We start from the raw sequence: 19,961 nt of genomic DNA, 5'->3' as shown, positions 1-19,961 counted from the left end.
CGGCATCGAATTTGAGCCATGCCGGCAAGGCGCTGCCGTCAGCCAGGGTAGCGGTGAAACTCAGGGTGTCGTTGTCGATGTCGGTGAAGCTGCCTGCCGGGATCACGTAGCTGAACGGGATGGTCTCGCTGGCGTTCTGGTTCGCCAACGGCGTAGCCACCGCAGGCGCGTGGTTGACCGGAACAGGGGTGTCCTGTACGGCGAGGGTAAAGGTATCGCTTGCCACGCCGGCGCGGTCATCGGCGGCGGTGACCTTGACGTTGAGGGTGCCGGCGGCGTTGGAGCCCGGGGTTCCGCTGAAAGTGCGGGTGGCGGCGTCGAATTTGAGCCAAGCAGGCAAAGCGCTACCGTCGGCCAGGGTCGCGCTATAGCTCAGAGTGTCGTTATCGGAATCGGTGAAGCTACCTGCCGGAATCACATAGCTGAACGAGGTGGTTTCGGTGGCAGTCTGGTCCGCCAACGGTGTGGTCACCACAGGCGCGTGGTTGACCGGAGCCGCGGAGGTGAACACAAAGTCTGTCGCTTTAAGGGTGTTGAGTAAATTACCCGTCAGTGCCAACTCGAACCGGTTGCCGCTGGCATCGGGTTCAAGGGACTTGACGTAGGTTTTGTCGCCTGCGGTATTGAGGCTGAGGTAGACCGTGCCATCGCGCCCATTGCCCAGGCCAGTGACGCCCAATGCCGAAAGGTCAATGTGGTCCTGCCCGGCTTCAAAGTCAGTGATCACATCTATGCGCGAGGCACCACCTGTATTGTAATTGCGATAACTGTCCAAACGGTTTGCGACTACGAAGGTGTCAGCCCCGGCGCCACCGGTAAGCGTATCCACGCCGGCACCACCGTCGATGGTGTCGTTGCCAACGGCGCCGTTGATCGTGTCATCGCCGGCCAGGCCCGTGAGGGTGTCATTACCGGCGGTACCGATCAGGGTGTCACTACCTGCGGTGCCCTCCGGCGCTATCACCGGCGGACTAGTACCTACCGTGGTGCCGTCGCCATACGTTAGGGTCGAGCCCTTGGTGGTATTGCTGATAGTGTTGTCCACGATGGTATTGCGATCGGTGCCGTTTTCGTTACGCTCAGCTACCCCGTAGGTTGAGTTGGCGCCGCCGATAATCGTGTTGTTGCTGATCTTGTTATCGCTGCCTGGGAAGAAATGGCCCGATACACCGGCCGTGTCGTCGTAGCTCTGGATGACCACTTCCGGCACCGGCGCTTTCAGCCCATTGTTGGTCAGGGTGTTGCCGGTGATAGTGACGTCGGTGCTGCCGTACACGCGCACGCCGGAGCCGCCGTTGTCGTGGATGTTCACTCCAGTGACGGTTACATCGCTGGACAACTTGACCAGCACGCCCTCGGCGCCGTTGCCGTACACGTTGCCGCCTTCTATGGTAACGGCGTACGGAGAGGGGATATTTTCGCTGCCGCGCTGCACCACAATGCCGTTGCCAGCGTTGCCATAGGCTACGTTGCCGGTCATGGTGAAGTCGTGGGTGCTGGTTACGATATTAAAGCCGTGGCGATCGTTGTCGTAGGCCACGTTGTTTATATATTTGGAATCAACCATGTAATCCGCGACAAAGCCATCCAGGCCGTTGCCGTGGGACACGCAATTCTCAATGGTCAAGTTAACGGTTTGCTCATGGGGGTCAAAGCCATAGCCCGAGCAATCTTTGATCTCTACCCCGCTCAAGGTCACGTTGCTGTCGTGGCCGTCTTTGCCAGGGATAAAACCGTTGAACCAGCCGTCGATCTTGCCGGTGGTGTGGTCCCGGTTGCCGTCGATGGTCAGGTTGCTGAGGCCAAAGTCGTGGGTTTCCTCGCCGTACGCAGAGCGGATGACACCCGTGATTTTGGTGTCGGAGCCGTCAGCTACCTTGACCGACGTTTTGCCAGCGCCAGCGCCTTCCATGTACACGTTGCTTTTAAGCATCAAGCAACCGTCGGAGGGTTCTTCTCCCGCAGACACGATAAATGTTCCGGTCGGTACAAATACGGTACCGCCACCGGCTTGCGCGGCAGCGTCGATGGTTGCCTGAATCGCTGCGGTATCGTCTGTGATTCCGTCACCTACCGCTCCAAAGTCCTTTACATTAAAGATCATGGTTTTATCTGTCCTTGGGAGAAGAATAAGAGTCGCTGCCAATAAATCGGCGCTGATTAGGATCCTTGTATGACAGAATTTTCAGAAATGCTTATAGTTTTTGGAGGTTGGTGTCAAAGAAGTAACGGAAGGGATAAAAAGCCATCTATTCGACGATTTGCTGGCGGCGGTTCTTATGTGCGGAGCTTGTTACGAAGTATTTTCGTCAAATAACAGGCGATCCGATTAATTTTTGGCGTCTGGAGGGGTAATGCTTTGGATAAGCGCGGGCCGTGGTTCGCGTGCTTCTCGCGCCCTGTCCGATCTGGCTGTAACGCATTTTTGGCGTAGGAGAGCACTATCTTGACTTGGGTGTTCTGTATCTTTTCAGCCTACCTAGTAGGCCTGAGCCAGTATGAGTTTTCCGTCAGCATCGTTTCTGATGAAACGAATAGCTATTAGCTCGTCAGCCCGCGTCGAATTTCCAAAACTCGGAACTCAGTCTGGGCGGCGGCAAAAACTGAGTGCAACACCTGACCAATCCGGTACCACGCCGTGACCAGATCCCTGACCTGGTCAGTATCCATGTTCGACCCCCGGAGGTAGAAGACCAGTTGACGCCCGGCCATTGGGGAGGTGACATCATCAAGGCCAATGCCTCCGCGGTGGGCACGCTGGTGGAGCGCAGCACGGGTTATCTGATGCTGGCAAAGATGCATGACGCCACCGCCACCTCTGCGGTGCAGGGCTTCAGCGCTGCGTTGAATCGCATGCCGCTGGCAGCGCGGCAGCAATGAAAATATCAACGGTCTGATCCGTCAGTACTTGCTCAAGGGCACGGACTTGTCTGGCTATAGCCAAGAGCAAACATGCATCGTCTATCTAACAGCAACACCCTGGGCCCGGAAACCTTAGCTTTCTGGCAGAGTCCTTACATATCCCAAGAAAGCAGCGCTTATCTGGCAGCCGCCCAGGCGCTCCTTCGATACCTCGCTATGACCTGATACCACCACGTGGGCAGAGGCCGATTTATGCCGGGCAATTTCAAGCCTGAAATGCTGAAAAATCTCAGTCGAGAAGCACTCGAGAACGAGGTGCTTCGTCTCCATCATCTTTTGAAGGGCGCTGAGGTCAACCCCCAGCTTTTAACGGGCACGCAACGCACAGGACATGACTTGCTTGAAGGACGGGACGTTTTGGCTGAGCTCCACGCCAGCCGATCCGCACTGGCTAGCAGTGAAGCACGTCAACGCGCCATCTTTGATAGCTCTGGCGACTTTGCAATGGTCATTACTGATCCAGAAGGGATCATCACAGACTGGAACTCCGGCGCCACGCACGTTATGGGCTGGGCCGAGGAGGAAATGCGCGGACAGCCCGCGGGAAGGTTTTTCACACCTGAAGACCGTGCGCAGGGCAGGCCTGGATACGAGATGGTCACCTCCCTAAAGAACGGGCGGGCGACTGATGAGCGGTGGCACCTACGCAAGGATGGGAGTCGCTTCTGGGCATCAGGCGAGATGATGCCGCTCTTTGACGATACCCAGGTTCACTTAGGGTTTGTGAAGATTCTTAGGGACCGTACGGCGGAGCATCTGACAGGCCGTGCAATCGGGGAAGCTCAGGAGCGCTACCGATTGGCTGTAAAGGCCACGAATGACACGATCTGGGACTGGGATCTGGTAGCAGGCACCGTACTTTGGAATGATGCGTTAGAGCATGCTCATGGCCATGTGTTAGCCACTGTCGAAAACACAGGCGATTGGTGGATTGTCCATATTCACCCGGAGGATAGGGGTCGTATCTACAACTCTATCCACGCGGTGATTGATGGCACACAAACCAGCTGGACAGAAGAGTACCGCTTCCAACGTGCCGACGGTTCTTATGCGCAAGTCCTTGACCGGGGGCATGTGATCCGTAATGACGAAGGTCAAGCTGTTCGCATGATCGGCGCTATGCTGGACATGAGCGGTGTACGCAACGCTGAAGTAGCCCTTCGTCAGAGCGAAGAGCGGTTCAGAACCATTGTAGCGACCATTGAATCGGCCTTTGCCATCGTCGAGGTGAAGTTCGATGCCGATGATCGCCCGATTGACTACCGTTTTCTAGAGACGAACCCGGCCTTCGAAAAACAGGCTGGGGTCAACCTGCGTGGGAAATGGGTAACGGAGTTCGCGCCGGACCTAGAACGCTTCTGGTTCGACACGTACGGGCATGTTGCTAAAACTGGCATATCGGTCACATTTGAAAGTTATGCCGAACGGTTCGAACGCTGGTTTGATGTCCGAGCCGTGGGGGTTGGCAACCCAGCCAATCGGCAGATCGCCATTTTATTTAGCGATGTAACGGACCGACGAAACGCAGAAGCTCGCCTGCGTGAAAGTGAAGCCCTTGCGCGCGAGAACGTAGAGCGTGTCCAGCTTGCGCTTGAGGCGGGCGCCATCGTGGGCACGTGGCACCTGGATCTTCGTAATGACAGTTACACCGTAGATGAGGCGTTTGCTAGAGCCTTTGGGCTAGATCCGGTGCTTGGTTACAAGGGACTGACGTTAGAGCAGATTTTCGCAACCGTCCACCCCGAGGACCGTCAGGGGCTGCTCGAAGCCATCAGCCGCACCATTGAAAAGGGAGGCCTGTATACCCACCAGTATCGGGTGCGCCGCGCGGATGGGCAGTATTACTGGATAGAGGCAAGCGGGCGTGTGAAATACGCCTCTGATGGTACACCGCTAAGTTTCCCCGGTGTGCTTATGGACCTGCAGGAGCGTCGCTCGGTAGAGGCGCAGCGAGACCGTGCCATTGCTGAGCTGCGAACGCTTACAGAGACGTTAGAGCAGCGGGTAGCTGAGCGCACCGCAGACCTGATGCAGGCTGAAGATAAGCTTCGCCAGTCACAGAAAATGGAAGCCGTCGGCCAGCTAACAGGCGGCCTGGCACACGACTTCAACAATTTGCTGGCAGGTATTTCCGGCTCCTTGGAGCTGATGGCCAAAAGAATCGAACAAGGCCGGGTGGTAGACGTTGATAAGTACCTGGTAACCGCACAAGGCGCGGCTAAGCGTGCTGCTGCCTTGACCCATAGACTGCTGGCCTTCTCTCGCCGCCAAACCCTTGATCCGCGGCCCGCTGATGTGAACACACTCGTTAAAGGCATGAGTGACCTGATCCAACGCACAGTGGGCCCTGGCATCATGGTGCAAACAGATTTTGCACACGGTGTTTTGCCGGTACGCGTTGACATCAGCCAGCTTGAAAACTCGTTGTTGAACCTGTGCATCAACTCGCGCGATGCCATGCCGGACGGTGGGCAGATCACCATTGAGACGGGAGCTAAGGAACTGGATGAGCGCAACTCTCAGGCACTAGCCATACCTACAGGTGATTATTTAACCGTCCGAGTCACTGATACGGGGGCAGGTATGTCGCCCAGGGTGCTAGCCAAGGCTTTCGACCCCTTCTTTACCACTAAGCCGATTGGGCAAGGCACTGGCCTTGGCCTTTCCATGATTTATGGTTTTGCCAAGCAATCTGGAGGGCAGGTAAGCCTGCAATCTGAGGTGGGAAAGGGCACAACCATTTGTATCTACCTCCCACGCTACCTGGGCGATGCCTCTGACTTGGAAGGTGTGGAAGCCCAGAAAGAGTACGCACCCGTGGGTGAGGGCCAAACGATCTTGGTAGTCGATGATGAGCCGACTGTGCGCCTGCTTCTAGCCGATGCCTTAGGTGACCTGGGTTATCGAATCCTTGAGGCAGCTGATAGCGGCGCTGGTTTGCAACTACTACGCTCCAATGTCCGCATCGATATGCTTATTACCGACGTAGGTCTACCAGGTGGCATGAATGGACGCCAGATGGCAGACGCCGCTCGAGAGGTACGACCCGGTCTAAAAACCTTGTTTGTTACCGGGTATGCCGAGAGCGCCGCGCTGGGCGAAGGTCACCTTGAAAAGGGAATGGGCATACTGACAAAGCCATTTGCAATTGACGCATTAGCCTTCAAGGTTAATGAGCTCATTGCCTCCTAGGCTCTATGCGGAATAGTTTGGCACCCAGTGATGCTCGTAGCCATTTGATTAGCACAGTAAATACGTGTGTAACGCATGCTTAAGCGCCTCGCCATTAAGCGTAATGCATGAGACATGCCGTACGGGGGCGTCTATCATGGCATAGTGCTCTTGTACGATAACCACTCGAAGAGTCTCAAAAGGGAATGTAATGGCTAAATTGGTAGCGCTCGTAGAAGACGACGAGCTTCTTCGTTCGTTGATGGCGGATATGATCGAGGACTTGGGCGCTCAATGTATGGCCTTTGGCACCTCTGACGATGCGCTGATGTGGATGCTAAAGCAGCCAAGCCCTGTCGATCTTCTGGTCGTTGACCAAAGTACGCCAGGCCAATTGCTAGGCAGCGACATGGCGCACCTGGTGAAACAGCGCTGGCCTGCGCTCGAAGTCATTGTTATGAGCGGTCACGATGCCAGCGCGCTACCTGCGTTGCCTGAAAACGTACTTTTCATTCAAAAGCCTCTTTCCATCCCTACTATGCTCGAATCCTTCAGTGCAAAACTGGCCAAAACAGGGAATGTCACCAGCGATTGAAGCTTGGACGCCCACGGTATGACGCATCCCCTCACAGGGTATGAACGAACAAACAGCTGCGCGGGAAGCTTGTATCGAGCTGTAACGATTATAAGAGACAGAAGAGCGATAATTACACCAATGGCCTCATTGGTGGCAGAGTCGCGGACTATTACAGTTAGGGGCTGGCGATCATTTGAATCTACGTCTGGTCATTGAAGGCATTCAAACCATCGCCAACCAGTTGCTTAAAGCGGGCACTTCGCGCCATGGCCAAATAATGGCGCAGCCAGCGCCTAGGCTATCCAGTTTTTGAATACCGGCTTTTCTCCTGTCGCTGCTTGAGACCCTTGATCATCCGCAGGACCCAGGCCCAGGCTACATCACCTAAAGAGAACCCTGTGGCTCAAGCAATAGAACTAAAAAGCCACTACTGGCTTTTGCCCGCTTAGTTAAGCTTGAACGCGTTAAAAACCCCATCACCGCTTCGTATACCGCGTAATCCATGCCCCGCTAGACGTTTAGCTTTGTATCAGAAGTGAAACAAATTAGTTGCCAACCTTCGGAGAGCGGACTATGTTCTTCCTGCGCTCAATAGGGAGCTAACAAATAAGAAGGTATGCAGGGATGCGAAGGTTCAAGACGTCTAATGCTGTCCGTTATTCCGTTAAGCCTGCAACCAAGACCGCACTTTGCGCGTTGTCTTTTACCTTTGGCTGCTCGGCCTATGCCGACTATGCAGAGCCGGGGAAGTTGGGCGATGCAGCCAGTTGGCGCTCGGAAGAGTTCCAGAGTGACTGGGGTTTGGGGCGTATCCAGGCTGACCAGGCCTATGCCGCTGGGATCACCGGCAACGGCGTAAAGATCGGCGCGCTGGACTCAGGCTTTGACCCCTCTCATCCGCAAGCCAGCCCATCCCGCTACCACGCGGTAACGGCCACTGGCACCTATGTGGATGGTTCACCCTTTAGCATTACCGGTGCCATTAACCCTAACAACGACACCCACGGCACTCACGTGACGGGGACCATGGGCGCGGCCCGTGATGGCGTTGGCATGCATGGCGTGGCGTACAACGCGCAAATCTATGTGGCCAACACCAACCAGAGCGATAGCTTTCTGTTCGGCCCTAACCCAGACCCGCTGTATTTCAGGGCCGCTTATGGCGCCCTGGCCGATGCCGGTGTTCGAGCCATCAACAACAGTTGGGGTAGCCAGCCGCCGGATGTGACCTACGCGACCCTGGAGGGCGTGCAGGCTGCCTATGCCCAGCATTACAACCGGGGCACCTGGCTGGATGAAGCGGCCAATGTCTCGCGCAAGGGTGTGATCAACGTCTTCAGTGCTGGCAATACCGGCTATGCCAACGCCAGCGTGCGCTCTGCGTTGCCGTACTTCGAGCCAGACCTTGAAGGCCATTGGCTGGCGGTGTCCGGCCTGGATAGCGCCAATGCTCAGCGTTACAACCAGTGCGGTATCGCCAAGTACTGGTGCATCACCACGCCTGGGCGGCTGATCAACAGTACCGTCCCTGGTGGTGGTTATGCGCTCAAGTCCGGTACGTCCATGGCCGCGCCCCATGCTACCGGGGCGTTGGCGCTGGTGATGGAGCGCTACCCTTACATGAGCAACGAGCAGGCCTTGCAGGTACTGCTCACTACCGCCACCCAACTTGACGGTTCAGTGACCCAGGCCCCTAACGGTACCGTGGGCTGGGGTGTGGCTAACCTGGAGCGGGCCATGCGTGGCCCGGGCCAGTTGCTGGGCACCTTCGATGCCACCCTGGGCGCCGGCCAAACCGATGTCTGGAGTAACGATATTTCTGACCAGGCGTTGATCCAACGCCAGGCCGAAGATACCGCTGAACAGGCCGCCTGGCAGCAAACGGTGGTCAACAAGGGCTGGCAGAACGGCGTGGCCAGCACCGCCAGCCAACAGGACCAAACCGATTACGCCGTGGGCACCGCCCGCGCCGCGGCGGCTGCTCAGCGCCAGTACCAAGGCAGCCTGATCAAGTCCGGCGCGGGCCGGTTGATCCTGGAAGGGAACAACACCTATCGCGGCGCTACCCAAGTCAACAGTGGCCTGTTGTCGGTTAACGGCGCTCTCGCTTCCGCCGTGCAGGTAAATGCCGGTGGCACCTTGGGCGGCAATGGCCAAGTCGGTAACCTTACGGCCTTAAGCGGCGGGCAGGTCGCGCCGGGTAACTCGATCGGCACCCTGCAGGTCAATGGTGACCTGACCTTCGCGCCAGGTTCCACCTACGCCGTAGAGCTTTCGCCTACCGCCAGTGATCGTATTGTGGCCACCGGTATCGCCACGGTGTCGGGGGCCAACATGGCCCTGGCCTTGGACCCAACGCCGCTGGCCCTGAATGCCACGCCTGGCCAAACCCTGGTGGGCCGCCAGTACAATGTGCTGCAAGCTACCAATGGCGTTAACGGGCAGTTCGCCGCGGTTACCTCCAACTATGCCTTCCTTGGCGGCCGCCTGGACTACGCCGCTACCGGGGTTGCACTGAACATCGAGCGTACCGCGGCTTTCGCCAGCGTGGCGCGTACCCCTAACCAGGCAGCGGTGGCCTCGGCCGCCGAGCAATTGGGGGAGGGCAACGCGGTGTATGAAAACCTGCTGCTCGCCCCAAGCGCCGCTTCGGCCCGAGATAGCTTCCAGCAGCTGTCAGGGGAGATTTACCCGGCAGTCGCTACCCAGTTGATCAACGACAGCCGCTATGTGCGTGATGCGGTCGGTGAGCGCCTGGGGGCCAGCATGTTTGGCGCCGATGCCAATACGCAGGCGCAGGACAACGTTTGGTTCAAGGCCCTGGGCGCCTGGGGCAAAACCGATTCACGCAGTGACACGGCGGGTTATACCTCGTCCATTGGGGGCATGCTGGCGGGTGTCGACGGTGACGTAGGTGAAGCCACGCGCCTCGGCCTGGTAGGCGGCTACAGTGATAGCTCGGTCAATATGGGCTCGGGCACCCACTCCCGCGCCTCGGTCGACAGCTACCACGTGGGTGCCTACCTGGGCCACGAAATCGGCGCATGGCGCTTGACCCTCGGCGGGGCCTACAGCTGGCACCGTATCGACGCCAAGCGTGACGTGCAGGTCGGCGGCGCCAGTGGTCGGGAGAAAACCAAGCACGATGCGCAAACCGCGCAGGTATTCACCGAGGCGGCGTACCGCATTCAGTTGCAGCCTGCGGTACTCGAACCCTTCGCTAACCTGGCTTATGTACACCTGGGCACCGATAGCTTCACTGAGAAGGGTGATGCGGCGGCCCTAACATCAGGCAGCGATACCCGTGAAGCCGTACTCGGCACGCTGGGTGTACGGGCGCTTAAAACCATCGCCATCAACGATCGGCAAAAGGTTGACCTGTCCGGCAGCCTGGGCTGGCAGCACAACCTGAGCGATACCGATTCGGAGCAACATCTGGCCTTTGCGGCCGGTGGCAGCAGCTTCGGCATTGAAAGCTCGCCCTTGCTGCGTGACGCGGCCTTGGTGGGTGCCCACGCTCGCATGGCCCTGAGCCGTGAGGCCAGCGTTAGCCTGGACTACAACGGCCAACTGGCCAGCCGTGAAAAAAGCCATGGTATTGGCTTGAGCCTTAACTGGCAATTCTAGGGTCTGGATGAAAAGCGGCTAGGCGAGCCTAGCCTTCGCTCGCCGCTTTCGTAGAGCCCAAAGCTTCAACCCACCCACCGTTGGAAAAAAGAACAACGCGGATGCCAAGGCGGCATTCGCGCAGGGTTTTGTGTGCGCTAACTAAGGACAGTCGTAGTTATGAAAGAGCCATCCACTACTGGGCAGGTTGCTGTCAGCTCCATTCGGCAAGCCATTCGGCAAGCCATTCGGCGAGCCATTCGCGCGGCTAATCACGCGTCTTGTGGCGCCTTGGCCTGTTACCTGGCCACCCTTGGCGTAGCTCAGGCCGCGCCCTACGTGGAAGCCGGGCAGGCGGGAAATGCCGCCAGTTGGCACAGCCCCGAGTTCACCAACCAATGGGGGCTGGGCGCGATCAATGCCGATCAGGCCTACGCGGCCGGTTACACCGGCAAGGGCGTTAAATTAGGGATTTTCGACCAGCCGGTGTACGCGTCGCACCCGGAATTCGCCAACCCAGACAAAGTGATCAACCTGGTGACCAGTGGTGTCCGCGAGTACACCGACCCTTATATTCCGGTAAAGGCGGGCGACCCTTTCCGTTACGATGGCACGCCTACCCCCGACTCCAACGGGAGGCTGGGTAACCATGGCACCCATGTAGGTGGCATCGCCGGCGGCAACCGCGATGGCGGGCCGATGCATGGCGTGGCCTTCAACGCCCAGATCATTAGCGCCGACAACGGCGATCCAGGCCCGGAAGACGGTATCGTGCTGGGCAATGACGGGGCGGTGTACCAGGCTGGCTGGAATGCCCTGGTCAGCAGTGGCGCGCGCATCATCAACAACAGCTGGGGCATCGGCATCACCGACCGCTTTGACCAGGGCGGCCGGGACCCGGCGTTCGCGCACTTTACCGTGCAGGATGCGCAACTGCAGTTCGATCAAATCCAACAGATTCTCGGCACTCGCCCAGGCGGGGCCTACCAGGGCGCCATCGATGCCGCGCGCAGCGGTGTGGTAACCATTTTCGCCGCGGGTAATGATTACAACCTGAACAACCCGGACGCCATGGCCGGGCTGGGGTATTTCGTACCAGGCATCGCTCCCAACTGGTTGACCGTCGCCGCCCTGCAGCAGAACCCAGACACCTCGGCCGCTGGCGCCACCCCTTATATCTTGAGTACCTTCTCTTCCCGTTGCGGCTACACGGCCAGCTTCTGCGTGTCGGCCCCCGGTACCCGGATCTACAGCTCCGTGCTCAACGGCACCAGCCTGCAAGACCTCACCGTGGGCTGGGCCAACAAAAACGGTACTTCCATGGCCGCGCCCCATGTGGCGGGCAGCATGGCGGTACTGATGGAGCGCTTCCCCTACATGAGCGGCGCGCAGGTCGCCGAGGTGCTGAAAACCACCGCCACAGACCTGGGCGCGCCTGGCGTGGACGCGCTCTATGGCTGGGGCATGATCAACCTGGGCAAGGCCGTCAACGGCCCGAGCCAGTTCGTCACCGAGGCGGATATTCCTGCTGAATTTCGTATCAGCGGCGCCTATGGCGATAGCCAGTTCGTGGCCAACTTGCCCGGTGTAGACGCGGTGGTCGATGCCGGCAAACCGACCCAGCGCATCTGCAGTGGGCCGCAATGCGGGCGGGATGTATGGAGCAATGATATCTCTGGTCATGGTGGCTTGACCAAGCTGGGTATCGGTACCTTAGTGCTGACCGGCGCCAACACCTACAGCGGCCCAACCCTGGTCAATGAAGGTCGCTTAGCAGTCAACGGTTCGCTGGCCTCCGCGGTCACCGTCAACGACACCGGTATAGTAGGTGGCAACGGTCGCCTGGCGTCCCTGACCGCCAACCGTGGCGGTACGGTAGCGCCGGGTAATTCCGTGGGCACCCTGCAAGTGGCCGGGGACCTTAACCTGGCGCCAGGCTCTGTGTATGTGGTGGAGTTGTCGCCCACGGGTAGCGACCGTATCGTCACTGGCGGGCAGGCCACCGTGAGCGGTGCCACCATGGCCCTCTCGCTGGAAAACGGCCTCAGCCTTACCACTAGCGAAATCACCAGCGCGCTGGGCCAGCAGTTCAACGTGCTGCAAGCCGCCGGTGGCGTGCAGGGCCAGTTTGGGTCCGTGTTGGATAACTATGCCTTCCTTGACGGCAACCTGGCCTACAGCGGTACGGGCGTTGCCCTGGCGCTGGAACGCAACGCGGACAGCTTTGCCAGCGCCGCGCAAACGTCCAACCAGGCTAACGTGGCCGCTGCCGCCGAGCAGTTGGGCGTAGGCAATGCGGTATATGAAGAGGTGCTGTTGAGCCCTGATGCCGCTACCGCTCGGCGTGCCTATACCCAGTTGTCCGGTGAAGTGCACCCGGCCATCGCCACCCAGTTGATCAATGACAGTCGCCAGGTGCGTGATGCGGTAGGCGATCGCCTACGGGTCGAAGGGCTGTATGACCAGCCAGCGCCGGGCAGTGAAAACAACAACGTCTGGGTGAAGGGGCTGGGCGCTTGGGGCAAGAACTCCGGCAGCAGCGACAGCGCCAGTTCAACCTCGTCCTTGGGCGGCCTGCTCGCGGGTGTGGACGGTTTGGTGGCTGAGCACACCCGGCTGGGCGCCATGGCCGGTTACAGCGATACCTCTTTAGGGATGGGCGACGATACCCACTCCCGCGCCTCGGCGGACAGTTACCACCTGGGTATCTACATTGGCCATGAGGAAGGGCCGCTACGCCTGACCGCGGGTGCATCCCATAGCTGGCACCGCATTGACGTTAAGCGTGACCTGCAACTGGGCACCTCGGCAGACCGCCAGAAGGTCAAGCGCGATGCGCAATCGACCCAGGTATTCACCGAAGCAACGTATCGCCTAAACCTGCAACCCCTGGCGCTGGAACCCTTCGCTAACCTGGCGTATGTGCACCTGGACAGCGACAGCTTCACCGAGAAGGGTGGTGCCACGGCGCTCAAGGGTAGCGACGATGCCCGCGACACCGTGCTCTCTACCCTGGGCGTACGCGCTGGTAGCCGTTTCAACCTTACCGACACCCAAAAGCTGGACGTGTCCGGTACCTTGGGCTGGCAGCATAACCTGAGCGATACCTCTGCCGAGCAGCACCTGGCCTTTGCCAGCGGGGCGAATACCTTTGCCGTGCAAAGCGTGTCCATGGACCGGGACGCCGCTGTAGTGGGTGCCCGCGCCAGCCTTGCCTTGAGCCGGGATGCGCGGGTCAACCTGGACTACAACGGCCTGCTGGGCGCCCGTGACAAAGCCCATGGGGTAGGGCTGTCGCTGGATTGGCAGTTCTAACCTCAAGCGCTGCCTGAAAGCCTGCGCGGGCTTAGGTGCTCTGGCCTAAGCCTGCGCTGTTGAATTCAAGCCTTTTGCCGTGCCCGATTGCAGGCAAAACGGCCAGCGCCACGTCAGCCCTGAAACGTTTCATCCGTTAAGGGGCTGCCCACGAACCTTTCTTCGAAAATTGACGTCCGAGCTAGGCATTGGTGCTTATTACCGTTTGCTGTGAGGTCATTTTGAAAGCTGCCATCGTCAGGAAATACCGCCTGGTCATCAAGACCATGGGCTATGTGGGGTGGGCGCTATTCTGGCTGCTGCTTTGGGACATCGCCGTTACGGTAGATTTCATGCTCGTGCTCGACAGCAAGATCAACCTGCCGTTGATGCCCCTGACCCTGCTAGGCTCGGCGCTGGTGGTGCTGATCAGCTTTCGTAACAGCAGCGCCTATGGCCGCTGGTGGGAAGCACGCACCCTGTGGGGGGCGATGGTCAATAATTCGCGCAGCTTCGCCCGCCAAGTGCTGACCTTCGTGGATAACCCAGGCGCCGAGGAAAACCCGGTCAAGGCGGTGCTGCTCCAACGCCATGTGGGCTATGTGAATTGCCTGGCCGCCCAATTGCGTGGCCAACCCTGCCCCGAAAAGGTCAAAGCCTTCGTACCTGCCGAGGAGTTTGCTCGGGCAGGCACCACCAACAACTTCGCCAATGACATTCTTAACGGCTCCGCCGCTCTGTTGGCATCGGAATACAAAGCAGGCCGCCTCGATAGCATCCGCCTGGCACGGCTGGAATCCACGCTGGTAGAGCTCTCCAACAGCCAAGGTGGCATGGAGCGCATTGCCAATACGCCGCTGCCTTACCCCTATGTGTATTTCCCCAGGCTGTTTATTTCGCTGTTCTGCCTGATTGTACCTGTGGGCCTGGTGGAATCCCTAGGCTGGTTCACACCCGCGGCTTCTACGGTGGTGGGCTTTATGCTACTGGCCATCGAGCGGATCGGTACGGACCTGCAAAGCCCGTTTCGCACCAGCGAGCATGAGATTCAGATGGACACCATCTGCCAGACCATCGAGAAGAACCTGGAGTCCATGACTCGGGATTCTCTAGGTGGCGCGCGGGCGCTGGAGATGGCGGCCCGATAAGGTTTAGCTGCCTGAGACTCAACGGCCCCGCACTATCAAAGCTGCGGGGGCTGGGATCAATGCTTGGCTGACAGCGCCATGATCATCCTCGCCAGCAGGTAGATCCGTGGGCTAACGCTGCCCACTTCCGCGTATTCCTCGGGGGTGTGGATATTCCCACCCACGATGCCGAAGCCGTCCAGGGTAGGGGTGCCAACCCCCGCCGAGAGGCTGGAGTCCGCCGCGCCGCCGCTGCCCTCGATGGTTAGCGTGCGGCCCAGTTCGCCGTAGATGCCTTGAGCCATGGCCACCAGCGCGTCGGATTGCTGGGTTTGCGGCATGGGCGGCAGGCCGCGCAGCAGGCTGGTTTTCACGTCCGTGTCGGGGATCAGCTTGTTGGCCGAGACCTTGGCCATGTCCTGCTCCACGCGGTCGAATTCTTCCGGTACCGCCACCCGTACATCCGCCTTGGCGGTAGCCTGGTCCGGAATCACGTTAGTGCGATCGCCTGCATTGAGCACGGTGAAGTTGACAGTGGTTTTCTTCTCCTCATTGCCCAATTTGCCCAGTTGCAGAATTTGATGCGCCGCTTCCATGGCCGCATTACGGCCAAGCTCGGGTGCTACCCCTGCGTGGGCAGCCTTGCCTTTGACCTCGACCAGTGCAGTAGCACTGCCTTTACGCCACACCACCAACCCGTCCGCGGGGCGGCCAGGCTCAAGGTTCAGGGTTACGTCATGGGCCTTGGCGGTTTGCTTGATCAGCGCCGTGGCGGCATCCGAGCCGGTTTCCTCGCTGGCATCAAGCAGGAAGGTAATCTGCGCGTAGTCCTTAAAGCCTAGGTCACGCAACGCTTTCAAGGCATAGATGCCCGCAACGATACCGCCCTTGTCGTCCATCACGCCTGGGCCATAGGCGCGGCCGTTCTCGATATGAAACGGCCGTTGCGCCGCCGAGCCTTCCTTGAACACCGTGTCCATGTGGGCCATCAGCAAGATTTTGGCCTTGCCGGTGCCCTTCAACGTGGCCAGCACATGTTTGCTTTTATCCGGTGGGGTATTGGGGACCATTTCGATGGTTGCGCCGAGTTTTTTCAGCTCATCAATGCTGATAGCAGCCACTTGTGAAAGGCCAGGTTCATAGCCAGAGCCCGAGTCGATGTTCACCAGGCGCTCAAGCAACTTAAGGGCATCGCCCTGGTAGTGCTCGGCGCTGGCTTGAATTTGTTTGTGGGGCTCGGCCAGGGCTGGGGCCAGTGCCCCGAAGGTGAGTGTCAGGCCAAGAGCGCAGGCCAAGTGAGAGCGCAGGGAGGGAAATGTCACAAGCAATCCTTAAGTTTTGTGAAGGCGCCTTCACTGTAGCTCAGAAGCGCAGCGGATTTTCCATTCAAGTTGATGCGGCCGTACCCGATACAAAACTAGCCATACAGGTTTTAGATCCCATACTTGGATGGCACGGACTTGAAGGGCCTTGGTCAGACCTATCATGCAAATTGCTCCCATTCCCGCCAACGAAGCGGCGCGTGTACGAATGTTGCACAGCCTTGCCCTGCTGGATACGCCGGCCGAGGAATGCTTCGATCGCGCCACGCGCGTGCTTGCCCAATTGTTGCAGGTGCCCATTGCGCTGGTGTCCCTGGTGGATACCAACCGGCAGTGGATCAAATCCAAGGTCGGCACAGAGCTGAGCGAAACCCCACGTGATATGGCTTTCTGCGCCCATGCCTTGGAAAGCCGCAACATGCTGTTGGTAGAAGATGCCCTTGCAGACTCACGGTTTTGTAATAGCCCCCTGGTCGTTGGGGCACCCTTCTTGCGCTTCTACGCAGGCGTGCCACTGAGCACTGACACCGGCTTGGTATTAGGCACGCTGTGTGTTTTGGATACCTCACCCCGCGTGCTCAGTGTTGCGCAACAGGCCGCGTTCATTGACTTGGCCGGGATGGTAGAGCGTGAAATCCTGCAACGCGCGGTGGCCACGGACATTCGGGTGGTCAATGACGAAGAACGCAAGGCCCGGGCTGTAGTGGAAGCGCACTTTGCCACTGTGTTCCAACAGGCCCCTACGGGTAAGGCGCTGGTAAACTTGCACGGGCAGTTTACCGAGGTCAACACCAAGCTCTGTGAGCTCACCGGCTACAGCCGTGAGGAGCTGGTCGATAAGTGTTTTGCCGACATTACCCACCCGGACGACCTGGAAGGCGACCTGGCTCGCCATGCGGCGCTTGTGGAAGGCTCGCGAGATGCCTATTCGGTTGAGAAACGCTACCTGCGCCAAGATGGCAGCTGGGTATGGGTAGAGGTGAGTGTGGCCATGGTGCGGGATGGGCGAGGGCGCCCTTTGCATTGCATTGCGGACATTCTGGATATTTCCTCGCGCAAACACAGCGAAGCGCTGCTTAAAGAGCACCAGGCCGAACTCGAACATAGGGTAGAGGCCCGTACCGCAGAGCTGCAACGCAGCCGCGGTGCCCTGCAAACCATCACCGATAACCTGCCGATCCTGATTTCTCACGTAGACCGTAACCTGCGTTACCTGTTTAACAACGATGTGTACCGCCAGGTATTCGGCATTATCCCGGAGACGCTAATAGGCAAACATATCCAAGACGTACTGGCACCAGCCCTGTTCAGGGAACTGGAGCCCTGCTTCCAGCGCGCCCTGGCGGGGGAGCGGGTGGTGCATGAGCAGGTGCGCTATGAGGGCACGGCTGACCGGGTATGGGCCGCGACCTATATCCCCGACATGCGCGACGGCGAGGTGCATGGCTTTTTCGTGATGTCCCAGGATGTCACCGAGCGCACTCAGATGGAGCGCTCTTTGCGGGACGAGGCCATGCGCGATTCACTTACCGGCTTGCCTAATCGCCGGGCGTTCAACGAAATGCTCAAGCAATCGACCCGTGTGGGCGCGCAGGCATTCGCACTGCTGTTCTTGGATATGGATGGCTTCAAGGGTGTGAACGATGCCCATGGCCATGACATTGGGGACGGGTTGCTCAAGGAGGTAGCCGCGCGGCTACAGCGCACGGTACGCAAGGCAGACTTCGCCTGCAGGCTGGCGGGGGATGAGTTTGTGGTAGTGGCCCACGGGGTGAATACTCCTGAAATTGCCAAGCGGATCGCGCAAAACCTGTGCGCGGCCATGGCCAGACCTTTTGTGGTCTCGGGTATTACCCTGAAAGTCGGCGCCAGCATTGGTGTGACCCTATACCCAGAGGGTGGGGATGTATCCCCCGAAACCTTGGTAGGCCAAGCCGACGCGGCCATGTATGACGCCAAACGCCAAGGCCGCAGCGGCTATCGTTTAGCCGGGTAATAGCGCCAGTAAGCCAGTGCGCTGGCCCTCGGAGCCGTGCGCCGTGACTGCGGCTGTAGGTTATTGCGCGTGGGGTGCGCCCACGAAGGTCAGCGAGGTGAAATACGCATTGCTGTCGACATTCTTGTCGCCTTTGACGGGTACTGAAGCCTCGGCGGCCAGTACGTTCAAGCCTTCGTTGCGAATAGGGAGGCTGACCCGGCCCTCGGCATTGGTTTTGCCGCTAACGGCCGTAGGCGCGCCACGGTAGTCACCGAACACGCTGACGTCGGCCAGTGGCTTGCCGTTATTCAATACCTTGACCGGCAGCGACTGCCCAGGTTTTAAGGTAGAAGGGTCTACTTCAGGCACGATCACCAGCCCAAGCTGGTTCATCGCCGGCAACTTTTGGTACGGCCCATTGAGGGCAACGCTGTACTTGAACGCATGCAGTGCCTGTTTGGCGTCTTTTATCTCGCTACGGCCTTTGTTTTCCCACTTGCCGTCGGCTTTTTCGCTCCACACGCCTGCATCGAAGGTAACGGCGGTAACGGCAGCCTCACTGGCCGGTACCAGGCGAGCGTGGTCTTTCAAACGATCGATCTTCACCGACACCGGCTTGCCATCCGCGCCATAGGCCCAGCCTTCGGTCACGCTGGCGGGGTCGAAGGCATCGTCTTCGGCGCCTTCGCCGAATACCACTTCAATATTGCCGCGACGATGTTCCATCCACAGGCCGTGGGCGCTGACAGAAGTGCTGATAAACAGGGGCAGGGCGACAGCGGCGGTAATAAGACGGGCGGAAATCATAGAAAGCTCTCTAGGCTGGGAATCTACGATCGTACCTAGCTGAGCAAGGGGCTGCTGTTCAAGACTGTAACTACATATTTACCACCGGTCGCCCTTGCCACGGATGTAACGCTCTGCTAGTTTCAAAAATGTTAACGATGACATTCTGTACAAAAACAACAAACGACAGGGTCTAACGCTATGCACACCTTCGCTGGGTTTCGTTTCGCTCGCACTTTTATCGCCACCGCGCTTGTAGCCGCCTTGCCCCTGGCCGCTCACGCGGCGCCCATGGCCTTGAAGGTCGGTGCGTCCTTCCAAGAAATCAACAACCCCTATTTCGTCACCATGAAAGGCGCCTTGGAAGCGGCCACCAGCAGCATAGGGGCTACCTTGCTGGTCACCGATGCCCGCCACGATGTGTCCAAGCAGCTCAGCGACATCGAAGACATGTTGCAGAAAGGCATCGATATTTTGGTGATCAACCCTACGGACTCGGTAGGGGTGCAGTCGGCGGTGAAAATGGCCCATGACAAAGGCGTGGTAGTGGTTGCCGTGGACGCCCAGGCCGAGGGGCCGTTGGACAGTTTCGTAGGCTCGAAGAACTTCGACGCCGGGGTGCAAGCGTGCCAATACCTGGGCGAAAAACTCGGCGGCAAAGGCGACGTGGGCATTCTCGACGGCATTGCCGTGGTGCCCATCTTGGAGCGCGTACGTGGCTGTAAGGAGGCGCTGGCCAAGTTCCCTGGCATTAAGATCGTCAGCACCCAGAACGGTAAGCAAGAGCGTGACCAGGCCCTTACGGTCACCGAAAACATGCTCCAGGCCCAACCTAACCTCAAAGGTTTGTTCAGCGTCAACGACAACGGCTCTCTCGGCGCGCTGGCTGCCATCGAGGCCAGTGGCATGGATGTCAAACTCGTGAGCGTGGATGGTGCCCCCGATGCCATCAAGGAAATCCAAAAGCCAGACAGCAAATTCATTGCCACTTCCGCCCAATACCCCCGTGACCAGGTACGGCTGGCCCTGGGCCTGGCCCTGGCGCGCAAGTGGGGTGCCCAGGTGCCCAAGGCGGTGCCGGTGGACATCCTGCTGGTGGACCGCGACAAAGCCAAAACCTTTAGCTGGTGAGTCAACACCGGCGGTTAAGTACGACCAAGGCATGTGGCAGGCGGGGT

10 protein-coding genes and 1 pseudogene are annotated in these 19,961 nt (G+C 58.8%); 8 read left to right on the top strand and 3 right to left on the bottom strand.

All coding sequences use genetic code 11. The features are described 5' to 3' along the window. The coding region (locus tag ACWKV4_RS08725; RefSeq protein WP_483831676.1) for a putative Ig domain-containing protein at positions 1-2,104 on the bottom strand (2,104 nt) is incomplete at its 3' end. 524 nt (positions 2,105-2,628) lie between these two features. Between ACWKV4_RS08725 and ACWKV4_RS08720 the strand changes: the two are divergent. The 6 genes and pseudogenes from ACWKV4_RS08720 to ACWKV4_RS08695 all read left to right on the top strand — a co-directional run. After that, a pseudogene (locus tag ACWKV4_RS08720) lies at positions 2,629-2,992 on the top strand (transposase family protein); the annotation flags it as partial. Between the two features lie 122 nt (positions 2,993-3,114). Then, positions 3,115-6,114, top strand: a complete 3,000-nt coding sequence (locus ACWKV4_RS08715) for a hybrid sensor histidine kinase/response regulator (RefSeq protein WP_483831675.1) — start codon at positions 3,115-3,117, stop codon at positions 6,112-6,114. A 190-nt stretch (positions 6,115-6,304) separates the two neighbouring features. After that, positions 6,305-6,688 carry a response regulator gene (locus ACWKV4_RS08710; RefSeq protein ID WP_483831674.1) on the top strand — a complete coding sequence of 128 codons (384 nt, stop codon included), beginning with the start codon at positions 6,305-6,307 and terminating at the stop codon, positions 6,686-6,688. 606 nt (positions 6,689-7,294) lie between these two features. After that, on the top strand, positions 7,295-10,297 hold the full coding sequence (gene eprS, locus ACWKV4_RS08705; protein ID WP_483831673.1) for an autotransporter serine peptidase EprS: 3,003 nt from the start codon (positions 7,295-7,297) through the stop codon (positions 10,295-10,297). Positions 10,298-10,456: 159 nt separating this feature from the next. Continuing rightward, positions 10,457-13,591 (top strand): autotransporter domain-containing protein, encoded by a 3,135-nt coding sequence (locus ACWKV4_RS08700; protein ID WP_483831672.1) that lies wholly within the window; start codon positions 10,457-10,459, stop codon positions 13,589-13,591. Between the two features lie 221 nt (positions 13,592-13,812). After that, the gene (locus ACWKV4_RS08695; protein ID WP_483831671.1) at positions 13,813-14,718 is read left to right on the top strand and encodes a bestrophin family protein; all 906 of its coding nucleotides are present in this window, start codon (positions 13,813-13,815) and stop codon (positions 14,716-14,718) included. Positions 14,719-14,774: 56 nt separating this feature from the next. Here the strand turns inward: ACWKV4_RS08695 and ACWKV4_RS08690 are convergent, their stop codons facing one another. Next, a complete protein-coding gene (locus ACWKV4_RS08690) occupies positions 14,775-16,019 on the bottom strand; it encodes a M20/M25/M40 family metallo-hydrolase (protein WP_483831670.1) in 1,245 nt (414 codons plus the stop codon). A 163-nt stretch (positions 16,020-16,182) separates the two neighbouring features. On the opposite strand from ACWKV4_RS08690, the gene ACWKV4_RS08685 reads away from it, so the two are divergent. After that, positions 16,183-18,015 (top strand): bifunctional diguanylate cyclase/phosphodiesterase, encoded by a 1,833-nt coding sequence (locus ACWKV4_RS08685; protein WP_483831669.1) that lies wholly within the window; start codon positions 16,183-16,185, stop codon positions 18,013-18,015. Between the two features lie 60 nt (positions 18,016-18,075). Here ACWKV4_RS08685 and ACWKV4_RS08680 read toward each other — a convergent pair whose 3' ends face one another. Further along, positions 18,076-18,804 (bottom strand): DUF4198 domain-containing protein, encoded by a 729-nt coding sequence (locus ACWKV4_RS08680; RefSeq protein ID WP_483831668.1) that lies wholly within the window; start codon positions 18,802-18,804, stop codon positions 18,076-18,078. A gap of 180 nt (positions 18,805-18,984) precedes the next feature. On the opposite strand from ACWKV4_RS08680, the gene ACWKV4_RS08675 reads away from it, so the two are divergent. Continuing rightward, entirely contained in the window at positions 18,985-19,914 is a 930-nt protein-coding gene (locus ACWKV4_RS08675; protein ID WP_483831667.1) for a substrate-binding domain-containing protein, read from the top strand. Positions 19,915-19,961 lie beyond the last annotated feature (47 nt).

This window comes from Pseudomonas artemisiae (assembly GCF_057128685.1).
This window is presented reverse-complemented; position numbering and strand designations above follow the sequence as displayed.